Genomic DNA, 15,468 nt, shown 5'->3' with positions numbered 1-15,468 from the left:
TACTCGTGGTCGGGTCGGCGTCGTATAGCTTTCCATCCACTGGTGTGCCGTGGCACACGGGCTCGCGGGCGGGAGCAGGGCAGGAGAAAACGGGTCGCCCGCCTACAGCTTCCCGGCGTTCTGGGCCTGCTCGACGCGTTTCGTCGCCTGCTCGATCCGCTTCCCGGTCGCGTTCGCGAGCCCGGGCGGGAGCCCCTCGCGCGCCGCCGCGAGCCGCTCCTCGATCCGGGCGATCCGGTCGGCGACGTTCTCGAGCTGACGGTCCGTCCCCTCGCCGTCGCCCTCGCGGGCGCGCTCCTCGGCTCTCCTCGCGGCCTCGACCGCGGCGGCGAGCGCGCGTTCGAGGCCGTTTATCGCGTTCGTCGGGCCGCCGTCGGTGTCGTTCCCGCCGCCCGAGCCGCCGTTCGTCCCGCCGCCGGTTCCGCCGTCATCGTCGTCGCTGTCGCCGTCGTCGCTTTCCGCCGCCGCGGCCGCGACCGCGGCGCGGGTTTCCTCGGCCACGTCGGCGACGTAGCCGGCGAGCGGGGCCGCCCCGGTCTCCGGGCGCTCGATCCGGATCGGCGGGCGCCCCCCGCCGTCGTCTCCGTCGTCCGAGTCGTCCCCCGACCCCGGCGGGTCCGGGTTCACGCGGTACGCGCCGACCTCGTCGTCGGCGTCGCGGACCTCGGTCGTGTAGGCGCCGCCGGCGTGGACGTAGACCGCGTCGCTCCCGTCGATCGCGGAGTCGTAGATCCGGCCGGCGAAGTCGTCCTCGACCGCGGTCCGGGTCAGGTCGGCGTCGCTCTCCGCGTCCGACAGCTCCACCTTCTGCGCGTTCTCGCGGGCGACGAGCGGGATCTCGCCCTCGGCGCCGGCGGTCGTCACGGGCTCGTCGGCGGCGACGGTCAGCTGCTCGCTGTGCGGGGCTTGGCCGGCGCCGTTGACCGTGAGGCGGTGGTCGCCCTCGGGCACCCCGTTCGCGACGGCGACCCCGCCGGCGAACGTCGGGACCGCCTCGGGGTCGCTCTCGATCAGGACGAACGACTCGACGCTCGCCTCGGTCGTCGTCAGCCCCTCGCCGTCGGGGGCCTCGTCGGTCTCGGTCGCCGTCGTGACGCGGGCGACGACGGCGTCGAGCGCGCCGGCGGCCTCGGCCCCGTACGACTCGTCCTCGGCGATCGCCTCGTACCGGTCGGCGAGCTCCGCGCGGTGGTTCCCGGCGGTGACGTCGAGCGCGGGGTTCTCGTAGCGGGGCTGCTCCCACGGGACGCCCGTCGTCGTGATGTGGCTCGCGACGGCGTCCTCGACGACCTCCGGGACGGCGAACTCGAAGCTGAGCTGCGGTCCGGTGAACGCGGCGATATCCTCTAACTCGGCGCTCTCGACGAGCTCGTAGCCGACGACCTCGTCGACGGTCTCGTCCGCGATCGGGTCCTCGCGGTCGGCGTGTCGGAAGGCGACCCCCGTCTCCCGGAGCGGGAGGTCGGTCGGCGGCGACCGCAGCGCGTCGAGCGACCGGACGGTCAGCGCCCCGTCGACCAGGGAGCCCTCGGTGACCGACGGGAGGTCGGGGTGCTCGTAGATCGGCGCGCCCTCGTACTCGGGGACGACGAACGGGAGCCGCATCCCCTCGTCACGGGGGAGCCCGTACGCGATCGGGACCCCGAGGAGGTCCTCGACGGTGTCTATCGTCGTGTTCGTGATGTCCGCGAGCAGCCCCTCCTCGCCGACGCGCTGGAACTGATCGGGGTCTTCGTTGACCGAGAGTGTGCTGGAGTGCGAGCCGAGCTCGGGGAGGATCCGCGGGACCACGTCGGGGTCGGGGTCGAGGAACTCGTTGTTCGGGACGCTCCGGGAGTGCGAGCTGGCGACGTACAGCTGGGGGTCGCCCGTGTCGAGGTCGACGAACACGTGGAGGACCTCCCAGTCGTGCCAGTGGAAGTTCGCGGTGAACTGGTCGAACGCGGAGTAGAACCAGAACTGGACGACCGCGAGCGGCGAGTCCTCGTACCGGACCCCGTTGTAGAACACCGTCGGGTTCGGCGGCTCGCCCGCCTCCTCGTACCGCTCGTGGTAGCCGTCGAACGCCGCGAACCCGTCGACGACGGTCTCGCCGTCCTCCTCGGCCGCGTACGGTCGCGGATCGGTCGGGAACCACGGTTCCGCGGAATCGAAGTACAGCGTCGGCGCGAACCGGGCCGCGAGCTCGTCGAGCCGCTCCTGTTCGAAGTCGATCGTCGCGGCGTCGTCCGGCTCCGAGCCGGAGCAGCCGGCGACCGCGGCGCTCCCGGCGCCCGCGAGCGCGCCGAGGACGGTCCGCCGGCCGACGGTCCGACGGTCGCCGTCCGGGGCGGGTCGGTCGGTCACGGGCGACCCTCCCGGCCGTCCGGACCCGGACCGTTCGTCGGGGACCGCGACTCCATGTTCATTTCACTAGTTTACGACCGTAGCGGCGAATAAGTCTTCTGACGACGCGACCGTCGACGTCGTCGGGTGATCAGCGGATCCCGGCGGCCTCGGCGCGCTCGATGACGGTCTCCGCGCGCTCGATCAGCGGTGGATCGATCATCTGTCCATCGACGGTGAACGCGCCGGCGCCCGCTTCCTCGGCGCGCTCCCGTTCGGCGAGCACCGTCTCGGCCCACTCGAGCTGGTCCGCCCCGGGCGTGAACGCGCCGTTGATCTCCGGGATCTGGTCGGGGTGGACGGCGAGTTTCCCGTCGAACCCGATCTCGGCGGCGAACTCGGCCTGCTCTCGCAGCCCGTCGAGGTCCCGGATGTCGGTGTAGACGGTGTCGAACGCGTCGACGCCGGCCGCGGCCGCCGCGACGACGACCCGCTGTCGCGCGTAGAGCGACTCGGTTTTGTCGTCGGTCACCGTCGCTCCGATGTCGGCGGTGAAGTCCTGATCCCCGAAGGCGACGGCGTCGACGCCGGACGCCGCCGCGATTTCGTCGACGGCCACGACGCCCGCGGCCGTCTCGATGAGCGGAACGATGCCGACGGGCTCGTTCGTGAGCCGACCGAGACGCTCGAACAGCGCTTCGACGGGTTCGGCCCCGTTCACCTTCGGCAGCACGACGCCGTCGGGCGGCGAATCGGCCTCGCCGACGACGGCGTCCACGTCCTCCGGCCCGGACCGGCCGTACGGGTTGATACGAACGGTGACGTCGGGCGCCGGGTCGTCGAGCGAGTCGAGCATCGATCGGACGGTTCGCCGTGCCTCGGCCTTCGCGTCGGGGACGACGGCGTCTTCGAGGTCGAAGATGACCGCGTCGGCAGCCGTCTCGACAGCCTTCTCCATCATCTCTCGGTCGTCGCCCGGGCAGTACAGCAGCGATCGACGGACCATGCCGGCCCCACGCCCGCCCGCCACGAAAATCCCAGGGGCGAACCGACACATCTCGAGGGTGAACCGACACATCCCGGGAGTGAACCGACCGGAACGCCTTTCGCCGGGCGACCGGACGGACGGAACATGCGAGAGTCGAGAGACCGAAAGCGGTCCGCGGCGGCGCGCTTCGGGGACCGCGCCGCCGAGTACCTCGACAGCGACGTCCACCGCGCCGGCGACGACCTGGACCGGCTCGCCGGGTGGTGCGCGTCGGCCGAGCGCGGGCTCGACGTCGCCACCGGCGCCGGCCACACCGCGGGCGCGCTCCTCGACGCCGGCGTCGACCGGGTCGTCGCGGCCGACGCGGCGCCCGCCATGGTGACCACGGCGACGGCCGCGTTCCCCGGTCTCGAGGGCGTCGTCTGCGACGCCGAACGGCTGCCGTTCGCCGCCGCGAGCTTCGACGCGGTGACCTGCCGCATCGCCGCCCACCACTTCCCGTCGCCGACCGCGTTCGTCGACGAGGTCGCGCGCGTCCTCGAACCGGGCGGGACCTTCGCCTTCGAGGACAACGTCGCCCCCGCGGACGACGCTCTCGACGACTTCCTCAACGCCGTCGAGCGGCTCCGGGACCCGACGCACGTCCGGTCACACGCGGTCGCAGACTGGATCGAGTGGCTCGAGGACGCCGGGTTCGCCGTCGAGACGTCGAGCGTCGTGACCAAGCGCCTCGAGTTCGACGAGTGGATCGCGAACGTCGACGCGCCGGCCGAACGCCGCGAGCGGGTCGCCGCCGCCTTCGAGGAAGCGCCCCCCGGTGCCGCGGAGACCTTCGAGATAACCCGCGAGGACGGGACGATCGAGTCGTTCGCCAACCTCAAACTGCTCGTCCGGGCGACCCGGTGATCCCCACGGCGAGGCGCCGAACGCCACCAGTCGACGCCGACCGAGTGGTTAGTCGACGCCGCTCGGGTGGTCAGTCGACGTCGATCGGTTCGTCGACCCGGGCGGGCTCGTCGATCCTCGACTCCTCGCTCGGGTGAAAACACGCGGCGAAGTGGTCGTCGCCGACCCAGGCGCCGAGTGCGGGCTCCCGTTCCCGGCAGCGCTCGGTGGCCTTCGGACAGCGGGGAGCGAACCGACATCCCTCCGGTGACCCCTCCGGGTCGGCCGGTTCGCCCTCGAGGGTGACCCGGTCGCGGCTCCCTCGCGGATCCGTCTCCGGGACGGCCGCGAGCAGCGCCTCCGTGTACGGGTGTTTGGGGTCGGTCACGATCTGCTCCGTCGGCCCCGTCTCCGCGAACCGCCCGAGGTACATGATCGAGAGCCGGTCGGCGATCTGTGTGAGGCTCGCGAGGTCGTGAGAGATGTACAGCACGCCGATGTCCTCGGTGTTGGCCAGCGAGCGGAGGAGGTTGAGCACCTCCGCTTGGAGCGAGACGTCGAGCATCGACGCCGGCTCGTCGCAGATGAGGAACTCGGGGTCGATGACGAGCGCCCGGGCGATGGCGACCCGCTGGCGCTGGCCGCCGGAGAGCTCGTTCGGGTACTTGTCTAGGTAGCGCTCGGCGGGGGCCATCCCGACCCGTTCGAGCGTCTCTCGGACCGCCGCGTCGCGCTCGTCGGTCCGATACCCGTGGATCGCGAGCGGCTCCTTCACCAGAGTCTCGACCGTCATCCGGGGGTTCAGCGACTCGTAGGGGTTCTGGAAGACGATCTGGAGCTTCTGTCTGAACGACTGGAGGTTCCCGTCCCGGTAGTGTTCGTGCGACCGCCCGTCGAACGTGAACCCGCCGTCCGTCGGCTCCTCGAGCAGCGCGAGCGTCTGTCCGAGCGTGGACTTCCCGCAGCCGGACTCGCCGACGACGCCCAGTATCTCGCCGCGCGAGACCGACAGGGAGACCCCGTCGACGGCGCGGATGTGCGAGCCCCCGCCGAGCACGTCTCGGAGGATCTCGCCGCGCTGGTCGTACCACCGGCTGAGGCTGTTCGTGAACCCGGTCACCGTCGGCGAGACGCCGTCGACGGGGAGCCGGCCGAGGAGCGACTCCGAGCTCTCGTACCACTTGCGTAACCCCTCGACCTCGAGGATGGCGTCGTCGGTGTCGGGGCGGGACCCCTCCGCGGCGCCGCCCCACGTGGCGGCGTCCTCGGCCTCCCGTCGCATCGGGACCGCTCGCTCCGCGTTGTGGCACGCGACGCGCTGTTTCCGGTAGGGGAGCTCGCGGAGGTCGGGCGTCGTCGTCTCACACTCCTCGCTCGCGAACGGACAGCGCGGCTCGAAGACGCAGCCCGTCGGCTTCGCGTCCAGCTGCGGCGGTCTCCCCGGGACCGAAACCAGCCCGTCGGCGTCGTCGTCCAGCGCGGGGAACGCGTTCTTCAGCCCCATCGTGTAGGGGTTCGACGGGTTGAGGAGGAGGTTCTCGACGCGACCCTGCTCCATCACCGTCCCGCCGTACAGCACCGACATCTCGTCGCAGGTCTCCGCGATGACGCTCAGGTCGTGGGTGATCAACAGCAGCGAGCTGTCGGTCTCCGCTTGGATCTGGAGGATGTTGTCGATGATCTTGTCCTGGACGATGACGTCCAGCCCGGTCGTGGGCTCGTCCGCGACGACGAGCTTCGGCTCCAGCGCGAGCGCCATCGCGATTACGACTCGCTGGCGCATCCCGTCCGAGAACTGGTGCGGGTAGTCGCCGACTCGGTCGGGGTCGAGGCCGACCGTCTCGAACAGTTCCTGCGCGCGGCGGCGGGCGTTCCGCTCCGAGATCTCCCGGTGGGTCTGGATCGCCTGTCGGATCTGCGCGCCGACGGACATCACCGGATCGAGCGCGTCGATCGCCGTCTGGGGGATGAACGCGATCTCCTCCCAGAGGAGGTCCTGTCGCTCCGAGGGCGTCAGCGACCGCAGGTCCCGCCCCTCGAACTCGATCTCGCCCGACTCGATCACCGCGTGGTCGGGGAGCAGACCGAGGATGGCCTTCGCGGTGGTCGACTTCCCGGACGCCGACTCGCCGGACAGCGCGTAGTTGACTCCGTCGTCGATGGTGAACGACACGCCGGTCACGCTGTGGAGCGTCCCGTCCTGCGCCTCGTATCGCACCGTCAGATCGTCGACGTCGAGGAGCGTCACGGGGACGCTCCCCCGATCGGTCTGGCGGTGTCACGGCTCGGGCGACCGACCTCGCCCGTCGCGAGAGTCGATCCCCTGCGCTCGCGCGAAACCATCACGGACGATCATAGCATTCAGTACCATTATGAACGCTGGGGTCGAACCGCTCGCCACGATGCCCGTCGAGCGACCGCCCTCCGTCCGTCCGATCGAGAGGCGGAAGGGCCGTCGCCGATCCCTCGGTCCGCTGGACGCCGGGGAAGAGACCGACGCCGGTCCGCGGGAGCGGAGGTGGTGACGAGACGTGGACCGATCGGCGCTCGGTCGGCTCGGGCGGTTCGACGCGGTCGTCCTCACGTCGACGCTGTGGTTCTTAGGGAAGTTCGTCCGCTTCGCGTTCCCGCCGCTCTTCGAGCGGATCGCCGGCGTCTACGAGATCTCGGCGGCGGGGCTCGGGACCCTGTTCAGCGGGCTCCTCTTCGTCTACGCCGTCCTCCAGTTCCCGTCCGGGCTGCTCGCGGACCGGTTCGGCTCCGTGATCGTCCTCGCCTCGGGGTCGGCGCTCGCGGCCGTCGGAGCGCTCGCGCTCGCCGTGGACGCGCCGTTCGCCGTGCTCGTCGCCGGGATGCTGATTATCGGGGCCGGCACGGGCACGCTCAAGACGGTCGGCGTGCGGCTGCTCTCGCGGGCGTATCCCGACCGGACCGGACGGACGCTGGGCGTGTTCGACACGTTCGGCAGCCTCGGCGGCGTCGCGGCCCCCGCCGCGGTGGTCGCGTTCGCGGGGCTTCCCGGCGTGTTCGGTGCCGGCTGGCGGACGACGTTCCTCGCGTCCGGCGTCGCGTGGATACTCGTGACCGCCGCGTTCGTCGTCCGGGTCCCCACACGGATCTCGGAGACCGACGGCGGCGGGGCGACGAGCGGCGGCGGGGACGTCCCCGTCCGCGAGTACGCGGCACTCTTTCGGAACCCGCGGTTCTCGGCGTTCGTCGCGGTGACGGTCCTGTTCTCGTTCGCGTTCAACGCCGCGTTCGCCTTCCTCCCCCTGTACCTCACGCGCGAGGCCGGACTCGAGCCGACCACGGCGAACCTGCTGTTCAGCGCGCTGTTCGCGGTGAGTCTGGTCCAGCTGCTCACCGGCGAGCTGAGCGACCGGACGGGAGAGCTGCCCATGATCGCGTTCACGCTCGGCCTCGCGGCGACCGGCCTCGGCTCGGTCATCCTCCTGACCGACCTCGGAGACCCGGTCCTGTTGGGCGCGGCGATCGTCTGTCTCGGACTCGGGTCGCACGGCTACCGACCGGTCCGCAGCGCGTACCTGATGTCGGTCTTTCCCGCGTCGGTCGCCGGCGGCGGCCTCGGGGCGGTGCGCACGCTCCTGATGATCGCGGGCGCCTCCTCTCCGGCCCTCGTCGGCTACCTCTCGGAGACGGCCGGGTTCAAGCCGGCGTTCTGGCTCCTCACCGCGACGCTGGCCGTCGCGGCGGGCATCTCGGTCGTCCTCTGGCTGTTTGAGTAGCTCCGCCGCCTCAGTCGACCCCCGCCGCCTCAGTCGACCCGGAACTCGGCCAGCGTCTCGGGGTCGATCTCGACCCCGAGCCCCGGCCCGTCCGGTACGGGGACCTCGGTGCCCTCGTTCCGGATCGGGCCGACGGCGAGCGCCTCGCGGATCGGGTTCGGCGTGCGGTCGAACTCCAGTCGGGGCGACCCCGGCAGCGTCGCGAGCAGCTGGAGGCTCGCGGCGAGCGCGACCGCGCTCCCGAACACGTGCGGGTAGGTCGCGAGGCCGGCGGCGTCGGCGATCTCCGCCGCCCGGCGTGCCGACGTCAGCCCGCCCGCGCTGGTCACGTCCGGCTGGAGGACGTCGGCCGCGCCGGCGTTCACCGCGCGTCTGAAATCGGGCGCGAACGCCCAGCACTCCCCGCCGGCGATCGGAACCTCGGCGTCTCGGTTCAGCCGCGCGTACGCCTCGATCCGCTCCGGCGGAAGCGGCTCCTCGAAGAACCGCACGTCGAGCTCGGCGAGCCCGTTGGCCACCCGGCGGGCGGCGGGGAGGTCGTACGCGTGGTTCGCGTCCGCCATCAGCGCGACGTCGTCTCCGACGGCCTCCCGCACGGCTCGGACCAGCTCCACGTCGGCGTCCGGCCCCCAGCCGAAGTGGCGCTCCGTGCCGATCTTCAGCTTGAGCGCGTCGAACCCGGCGTCGACGTGCGACTCGGCCTCCGCGACGACCGCCGCCTCGAGCTCGTCGAACTCGTCGACCGGGGGCCAGAAGTGCCCGGTGGCGTAGGCGGGGACCGCGTCGCGGCGCGCGCCGCCGAGCAGCGTCGCGACGGACGCGCCCGCCGCCTTCCCGCGGAGGTCCCACAGCGCGAGGTCGACGCCGCTGACGGCGCCGGCCGGGACCGTCGAGTGGTACGCCGACCGGAGGTCGAAGACCAGGTCCTCGTGGATCGACTCGACGGCCGCGGCGTCGCGCCCGCGAAGCAGCGCGGCGATCCGCTCGTCGATCACCTCGCGGGTGCCGGCGATCGGTCCCCAACACTCCCCCCAGCCGACGGCCCCGTCCGCGGTCTCGACCCGCACCAGACAGTACTCGCGCGAGGAGATCCACTTCTGGGCGTTCGCGAACCGCTCGTCGAGCTCCCGGCGGAGCGGTATCGCCTCGACGGTGCGTATCTCCATGTCGTTCCCTCCGACGTGACTCCCGACTATAATAAAGGATGATGAATATTGGGGGCGTTCGGGAACAGGTTCAGGCGGATTCCCGTGGGATCGACGTGCATGTCAGGAGACGACGCCTCGGTCGTCAAGTCGAGCGCCGACGCGACGCCCGCCGTGCCGGACCTGGATCCGCTCTTCGATCCGGAGTCGGTGGCGGTCGTGGGAGCCAGCCCCGACTCGTTTTACTCGGGCAACCTCGTGAACAACCTCCTCGACTACGGGTTCGACGGCGACCTGTACCCTGTCAACCCGAACCGAGAGGAGGTGTGGGGCCGCCGGTGTTACGACCGCGTCGCCGACGTGCCCGAAACCGTCGATCTGGCCGTCGTGAGCGTCCCGCGGGAGTACGTCGTCGACGTCGTCGCCGCGGCCGGCGAGCGGGGGGTCCCGGTCGCGCTCGTGCTCTCCGCCGGGTTCTCGGAGGCCGACGACGAGGGAGCGGAACTCGAGGCGCGGCTGGCCGCGACCGCCGCCGACGCCGGGATCCGCGTCGTCGGGCCGAACTGCATCGGCGTGATGAACTCGCGCGGCGCGACGCTCACCTCGACGTGTTCGCGCGAGCCCGAACCGGGCCGGATCGGGCTCGTTAGCCAGTCCGGCGCGCTGGCGTTCACGACCTTCTTCGAGCGGGCGGCCGACCGCGACCTCCACTTCAGCCACATCGTCTCGACGGGCAACGAGGCCGACCTGACGCTGACGGACTACGTGGCGTACCTCGCGGAGCGGGAGACCGTCGACGTGGTGTGCACCTACGTCGAGGGGATCGACGAGCCGGAGCGGTTCATGCGCGTCGCCGAGCGCGCGGTCCGAAACGGGACGCCGGTGCTGACGGTGAAGGTCGGCCGGTCGGACCTCGCGGAGGCGGCCACGCTGTCGCACACGGGATCGCTCACCGGGCGCGACGACGCGTGGGACGCGGCCTTCGACCAAACGGGGGTCCAGCGGGTCCCGGACGTTCCGGATCTGCTCTCGCGAGCGAGCGCGCACGCCGCGTACGGGACGCCCGACGGCGACCGGGTGTGCGTCGCCTCGACCAGCGGGGGCCTCGCGAGCCTGCTCGCGGACATGGCCGCCGAGCGCGGCCTGTCGCTGCCGGCCATCGACGGCGAGACCGAGCGGACGCTGCTCGGGATCGAGGAGCTCCTGACGTACGGCGGGTTCAACAACCCCGCCGACATCCGGGGGTACGGCGCGGAGGTGCTCCCCGAGATCGCCGACGCGGTGCTGGCCGACGACGCCTTCGACGTCTACGTGTTCGCGATCGGGCTGCCCGGCGTCGACGAGCGCGCGGAGACGATCGCCGCGGACCTCGAGGCGATCGCCGCCGAGGCCGACGACCCGGTGTACGTCCTCTGGACCGGGCGGAAGGAGCCGGACGACCCGACGGCGACGCCGCCGTACGCCCGCCTGCGGGAGTCCGTGCCGGTGTACGAGGACCCGGGACGCTGTCTGGACGCGGTCGCCTCGACCGCCGAGTACGCCGCCGACCGCGACCGGCTGGCCGACCGGCCGTCCAGGGCCGCCCTCGCGAGCGCCCTCGAAGCGCAGGGCGGCGTCGACGCGCCCGACTCGGAGCTCCCCCGGGGACGCGTGTTGACGTGGCGGGAGACCGAGCCGCTCCTCGACGCCTACGACGTCCCCGTCGTCGAGACCCGGGTGGCGACGGACGCCGACGAGGCCGTCGCGGCCGCCCGCGATATCGGTTTTCCGGTCGTCTGTAAGGTCGACTCGCCGGCGCTCCCGCACCGGACCGACGCCGGCGCGGTCGAGCTCGGCCTCGATTCGGCCGCGGCGGTCCGGGAGGCGTACGACGACGTGACGGACGCCGCGCTGGCGCGCGTCGACGCGGCCGACGTGGCCGGCGTGCTCGTCCAGCCGATGGCCGGCGACGGCGTCGAGGCGATCCTCGGCGTCGCCTCCGGCGACGTGTTCGACTCGCTGGTCACGGTCGGGCCCGGCGGCGTCCTCGTGGAGGCGCTCGACGAGACCGCGACGCTCGTCCCACCGTTCTCGCGCGCCGACGCGCGCCGCGCTGTCGAGGCCACGGCGCTCGCGGACCTGCTGACCGACCGGCGCGGGGACGCGCCGCTCTCTGTCGACGCGGTCGTCGACCTGCTCGTGAACGTCGGGAACTTGGCGGCCTCGGTCGACGCGGTCGCCGAGCTCGACCTCAACCCGGTCGTCGTCACGCCCGACGGCCCCCTGGCCGTCGACGCGCTGGTCCGGACGAGCGAGTGAGCGGGGTTCGGGGCTCGAACGGAGAAGCGGTGAAAACCGAAACGGAAGCGAGACGATCGCCGCCGCGGCGGACTACAGCGTCAGCTCCTCCTCGACGATCTCGCCGACCTCCTCCTCTCTGGCCTCGGCGTAGCGGTCCAACAGCTCGGACTCGACGTCCTCTACCGGGTGGTAGCAGGCCGCCTCGTGCCCCTCGTCCGCGAACGTCGACCGCGTCGGCTCCTCGCCGCGACACGTCTCGTCGGCCTTCGGACACCGGGGCGCGAAGTTGCACCCGTCGGGGAGGTTCACCGGATTCGGCGGCTCCCCCGGTAACAGCACCCGCTGCCTGTCGACGTCGGGGTCGGTCTTCGGCGAGGCCGCCAGCAGCGACGCCGTGTAGGGGTGTTTCGGGTCCGTGACGACGTCTTTCGTCGCCCCGATCTCGGCGATCCGACCGAGGTACATCACGGCCAGGCGGTCGGCGATCTGCGTGAGGCTCGCGAGGTCGTGCGAGATGTAGACGATCCCGATGTCGCGCTCGTCGGCCTTCTCTCTGAGGATGTTGAGAATGTTGGCCTTCAGCGAGACGTCGAGCATCGACGCCGGCTCGTCGCAGATCAAGAGCGTCGGTTCGAGCACGAGCGCCTGCGCGATCGCGACGCGCTGGCGCTCCCCGCCCGACAGCTGGGCCGGGAGCTGGTCGAGGTACTTCTCGGCCGGCTCGAGGCCGACGTCCTCGACGGTCTGCCTGACGCGCCGGTCGATCGTCTCGCGGTCGTGGCCCTGGATCTTCAGGGGTTCCGACACCGCGGCGCGAACCCGCTGGCGGGGGTTCAGCGAGTCGAACGGGTCCTGGAAAATGAACTGCACCCGCGAGCGGAACTCCTTCGTGTTCCTCCCGAGGAGCTCGTCGACCGGCGTCCCCTCGATCAGGATCTCGCCGCCAGTCCGGTCCTGGAGCGCGGCGATCACCTCCGCCAGCGTCGACTTCCCGCAGCCGGACTCGCCGGCGACCCCGACGATCTCGCCCTCGCGGACGGTGAGGTCCACGCCGTTGACGGCCTTGACGTAGTCGGGATCGGCGCCGCGCAGGTCGTCGAAGATGCCCTGCGGCTGTTGGAACCACTTCTCGAGCCCCCGCGTCTCGAGGATGGTATCCCCGACGCCGCTCGACCTGTCGCTCTCGTCGCGGACGTCGATCCCCCACGTTGCGGGGTCGGCGGCCTCCTCCCGCATCTCGTCGGCCCGGTCGGCGTAGTGACAGGCGGACAGCTGTCCGCCGACCTCGGCCAGCGGCGGGTGGCTCCGCTCGCACTCCTCGGTGGCGAAGGGACACCGGTTGCGGAACACGCAGCCCGTCGGCTCCTGGGTGAGATCCGGGAGTGATCCGGGGATCGAGATGGCCTGCTCGTCGAACTCGTCGACCTCCGGGAAGGCGTTCTTCAGCCCGATCGTGTAGGGGTTGGTCGGCGCCCTGAAGATCCGGTCCGTGTCGCCCTGTTCCATCACTTTCCCGCCGTACAGCACCGACATCTCGTCGCAGGTCTCGGCGACGACGCCCACGTCGTGAGTGATCAGGAGCAGGGAGCTGCCGATCTCCGCTTGGATCTCCATGAGCTTGTCGATGATCTTGTCCTGGACGATGACGTCCAGCCCGGTCGTCGGCTCGTCGGCGATGAGGAGGTCGGGGTCCAGTGCGAGCGCCATCGCGATGGTGACGCGCTGGCGCATCCCGCCGGAGAACTGGTGCGGGTAGTCCCCGGTTCGGTCGGGGTCAAGACCGACCATCTCGAACACCTCGGCGACGCGTTCGTTCGCCGTTCGCTTCGAGACGTCCCGGTGTTCGCGGATGGCCTGTCGGATCTGCGCGCCGACCGTCATCACCGGGTCCAGCGAGTCCATCGCGCTCTGCGGGATGTAGGCGATGTCCTCCCAGCGGACCGACTGCCAGTCCCGCTCGGAGAGGTCGAGCAGCTCCCGCCCATCGAACCGGATGCTCCCTCGGCGGACCTCGCCGTTGTCGTCTAACAGTCCGAGGACGGACTTCGCCAGCGTGGACTTCCCGCAGCCGGACTCGCCGACGAGCCCGTAGTTGTCCCCCTCGTCGATCGAGAACGAGACGTCGTTGACGGCGTGGACGTCGTTGCCCGGCATCCGATACGTGATCTTCACGTCGTTGATTTCGAGTAGACTCATTCTTGCTCCGTCTGTAGGTCGGGGTTAACTATCTCCTCGAACGCCCGTCCGACCAGGAAGACGCCCGTCGTGACGGCGCCGATACCGATGGCCGGCGGCAGCACCCACCACCATGCGACGCGGATCGCGCCCGACCGGAACACCTGCTGGAGCATCCGCCCCCAGGAGGTCGTCGTCGGGTCGCCGAAGCCGAGGAACGCGAGCGAGGCCCCGGCGACGATCGACCAGCCGACGGCGTACGCGGTGTAGAGGAACCCGATCCCGAGGACGTTCGGCGCCACGTGGAGGAACATCGTCCGCATGTGGCCGGCGCCCCTGGCGCGGGCCGACTTGACGAACGTCCGCTCCTTGACCGTCATCACCTCCGAGCGGATGACCCGCGCCGGCATCTTCCACAGGAAGACGACGAGCACGGCGGTGATGAGCCAGACGCTCGGCGTCACGAACGAGAGGATCACCAGCGCCATCGGCAGGAACGGGAGCGCGAAGGTGAGGTCGGTCAGCCGCATCAGGAACTCGTCGACGCGGCCGCCGAAGTAGCCGCTCGTGAGCCCGACCAGGAAGCCGAGGACGCCCGTCCCGACGCCGCCGAACAGGCCGACGATCAGCGTCGGCCGCGCGCCGGCGAGGAACTGGCTCAACACGTCTTTTCCGAACGACGTCGTTCCGAACAGGGCCTTCCCGCCGGGGGGTTGGAGCCGCATCATCGACCCGCCCTGCTGGAGCGTGTCCTCGATCGGGTGGTACGGGGCGAGGTACGGGCCGAAGACGCCGAGGAACCCGAAGACCACGATGACGGCGAAGCCGGCCTTCGCCGCGTTGTCGCGCAGCACGAAGCGCAGCGTGCGTCCCGCTCGCTCGAGCTCGGAGCGGATCCGTTCCCTCGCCGTGTCGGTGTCGATGGTGTATCCTGACATTAGACGTCACCTGCCTCGACCGTCGGGTCCAGTTTCGCGTACGCCAGGTCGGCGGTGAGGTTCATCACGATGACCGCGAGCGCCATGATGAACACCGCCGCCTGGACGGTCGGGTAGTCTTGGTTGAGGATCGCCTGAACGAGCGCGCGACCGATCCCAGGCCACGCGAAGACCACCTCCAAGGTGATCACTCCCTGGAACAGCATCCCCGTCCGGAGCGCGAAGTAGGTGACGAGCGGGAGCAGCGAGTTCCGCCCCGCCCGGCCCAGCTGCGCCATCTCAGAGAGCCCCTTCGCGCGGTGGAGCATGAGGAACTCCGACCCCTTCCGCTCGACGACCGAGTTGCGCGCGAGCATCAGGAAGTCGCCGCTGTAGAACAGCACCGTCGCGGTGAACGGGAGGATGTAGTGTCGCAGGAAGTCAACCGAGACGAACGTCTCGACGTACCCGTCGGGGTTGGCCAGCGAGCTCCGCATCCCGAAGGCGGGCAGCCACCCCAACCCGTACGAGAAGATGATGAGCAGGAAGATCCCCGTCACGAAGATCGGCGTCGCCCGGAAGACCGTGGTCACGACGATGCTCGACTGCTCGAACCACGACCCGCGGTTCCAGCCGGCGTACATCCCGGCGAGGGAGCTGACTATCGCGGTCGCGACGAGCGCCGGCAGCAGGAGCACGAGCGTGTTGACCAGCGCGGGGATGATGATCTCGCCGACCGGCCGCTGCTGGGTGAGCGAGATCCCGAACTCGAACGTGAACAGGTTCTGGACGTACCTGAGGTACTGGACGTATATCGGGTCGTCGAGCCCGTACATCGCCCGTATCTGTTCGACCTCCTCCGGCGTCAACGACCCCGACGCCACGAGCGCGCTGAACGGGTCGGCGGGCAGCAGGCGCAGCGTGGCGAAGATGATACTGACGGCGATCAGGGTCAGCAACGCCGCGATGATGGTGCGCTTTATTAAAAATCGTCGAAAACTCATGGA

10 protein-coding genes are annotated in these 15,468 nt (G+C 70.7%); 3 read left to right on the top strand and 7 right to left on the bottom strand.

Annotation, left to right across the window (positions count from 1 at the left end; genetic code table 11):
- Window positions 1-102: 102 nt before the first annotated feature.
- Together Hrr1229_RS04980 and Hrr1229_RS04975 are read right to left on the bottom strand one after the other, a co-directional pair.
- Window positions 103-2,346: a hypothetical protein gene (locus Hrr1229_RS04980; protein WP_123113911.1), complete on the bottom strand. Its 2,244-nt coding sequence runs from the start codon at window positions 2,344-2,346 to the stop codon at window positions 103-105.
- A 130-nt stretch (window positions 2,347-2,476) separates the two neighbouring features.
- The gene (locus Hrr1229_RS04975) at window positions 2,477-3,331 is read right to left on the bottom strand and encodes a CoA ester lyase (RefSeq protein WP_123113912.1); all 855 of its coding nucleotides are present in this window, start codon (window positions 3,329-3,331) and stop codon (window positions 2,477-2,479) included.
- Window positions 3,332-3,457: 126 nt separating this feature from the next.
- Here Hrr1229_RS04975 and Hrr1229_RS04970 point away from each other — a divergent pair, with 126 nt between their 5' ends.
- Window positions 3,458-4,219 (top strand): class I SAM-dependent methyltransferase, encoded by a 762-nt coding sequence (locus Hrr1229_RS04970; protein ID WP_123113913.1) that lies wholly within the window; start codon window positions 3,458-3,460, stop codon window positions 4,217-4,219.
- A 70-nt stretch (window positions 4,220-4,289) separates the two neighbouring features.
- Here the strand turns inward: Hrr1229_RS04970 and Hrr1229_RS04965 are convergent, their stop codons facing one another.
- Window positions 4,290-6,446 carry an ABC transporter ATP-binding protein gene (locus Hrr1229_RS04965; RefSeq protein ID WP_123113914.1) on the bottom strand — a complete coding sequence of 719 codons (2,157 nt, stop codon included), beginning with the start codon at window positions 6,444-6,446 and terminating at the stop codon, window positions 4,290-4,292.
- A gap of 283 nt (window positions 6,447-6,729) precedes the next feature.
- Here Hrr1229_RS04965 and Hrr1229_RS04960 point away from each other — a divergent pair, with 283 nt between their 5' ends.
- Window positions 6,730-7,944 carry an MFS transporter gene (locus Hrr1229_RS04960; RefSeq protein ID WP_123113915.1) on the top strand — a complete coding sequence of 405 codons (1,215 nt, stop codon included), beginning with the start codon at window positions 6,730-6,732 and terminating at the stop codon, window positions 7,942-7,944.
- Window positions 7,945-7,973: 29 nt separating this feature from the next.
- Here the strand turns inward: Hrr1229_RS04960 and Hrr1229_RS04955 are convergent, their stop codons facing one another.
- Entirely contained in the window at window positions 7,974-9,110 is a 1,137-nt protein-coding gene (locus Hrr1229_RS04955) for a mandelate racemase/muconate lactonizing enzyme family protein (protein WP_123113916.1), read from the bottom strand.
- Window positions 9,111-9,209: 99 nt separating this feature from the next.
- Between Hrr1229_RS04955 and Hrr1229_RS04950 the strand changes: the two genes are divergently transcribed.
- Window positions 9,210-11,387 (top strand): acetate--CoA ligase family protein, encoded by a 2,178-nt coding sequence (locus Hrr1229_RS04950; RefSeq protein ID WP_123113917.1) that lies wholly within the window; start codon window positions 9,210-9,212, stop codon window positions 11,385-11,387.
- 72 nt (window positions 11,388-11,459) lie between these two features.
- Here Hrr1229_RS04950 and Hrr1229_RS04945 read toward each other — a convergent pair whose 3' ends face one another.
- From Hrr1229_RS04945 to Hrr1229_RS04935, 3 genes are read right to left on the bottom strand one after another with little or no spacing between them, the layout of a single operon-like run.
- Window positions 11,460-13,565 (bottom strand): ABC transporter ATP-binding protein, encoded by a 2,106-nt coding sequence (locus Hrr1229_RS04945; protein WP_123113918.1) that lies wholly within the window; start codon window positions 13,563-13,565, stop codon window positions 11,460-11,462.
- Window positions 13,562-14,482, bottom strand: coding sequence for an ABC transporter permease (locus Hrr1229_RS04940; protein WP_123113919.1), 921 nt, complete (start codon window positions 14,480-14,482; stop codon window positions 13,562-13,564). The genes Hrr1229_RS04945 and Hrr1229_RS04940 overlap by 4 nt, the downstream gene beginning before the upstream one ends.
- Window positions 14,482-15,465 (bottom strand): ABC transporter permease, encoded by a 984-nt coding sequence (locus tag Hrr1229_RS04935; protein ID WP_123113920.1) that lies wholly within the window; start codon window positions 15,463-15,465, stop codon window positions 14,482-14,484. The genes Hrr1229_RS04940 and Hrr1229_RS04935 overlap by 1 nt, the downstream gene beginning before the upstream one ends.
- Between the last annotated feature and the right edge of the window lie 3 nt (window positions 15,466-15,468).

It is taken from the genome of Halorubrum sp. CBA1229 (assembly GCF_003721435.2).
Classification (GTDB): Archaea; Halobacteriota; Halobacteria; order Halobacteriales; family Haloferacaceae; genus Halorubrum.
Note: the sequence above shows the minus strand (reverse complement) of the source record. Positions and strands in the feature narration are given on the sequence as shown.

What these genes read in the sequence shown, in the direction of transcription:
- Hrr1229_RS04950 (WP_123113917.1), top strand. Translation starts at nt 9,210, where the DNA reads ATGTCAGGAGACGACGCCTCGGTCGTCAAGTCGAGCGCCGACGCGACG.
- Hrr1229_RS04970 (WP_123113913.1), top strand. Translation starts at nt 3,458, where the DNA reads ATGCGAGAGTCGAGAGACCGAAAGCGGTCCGCGGCGGCGCGCTTCGGG.
- Hrr1229_RS04940 (WP_123113919.1), bottom strand. Translation starts at nt 14,482, where the DNA reads ATGTCAGGATACACCATCGACACCGACACGGCGAGGGAACGGATCCGC.
- Hrr1229_RS04955 (WP_123113916.1), bottom strand. Translation starts at nt 9,110, where the DNA reads ATGGAGATACGCACCGTCGAGGCGATACCGCTCCGCCGGGAGCTCGAC.
- Hrr1229_RS04945 (WP_123113918.1), bottom strand. Translation starts at nt 13,565, where the DNA reads ATGAGTCTACTCGAAATCAACGACGTGAAGATCACGTATCGGATGCCG.
- Hrr1229_RS04975 (WP_123113912.1), bottom strand. Translation starts at nt 3,331, where the DNA reads ATGGTCCGTCGATCGCTGCTGTACTGCCCGGGCGACGACCGAGAGATG.
- Hrr1229_RS04935 (WP_123113920.1), bottom strand. Translation starts at nt 15,465, where the DNA reads ATGAGTTTTCGACGATTTTTAATAAAGCGCACCATCATCGCGGCGTTG.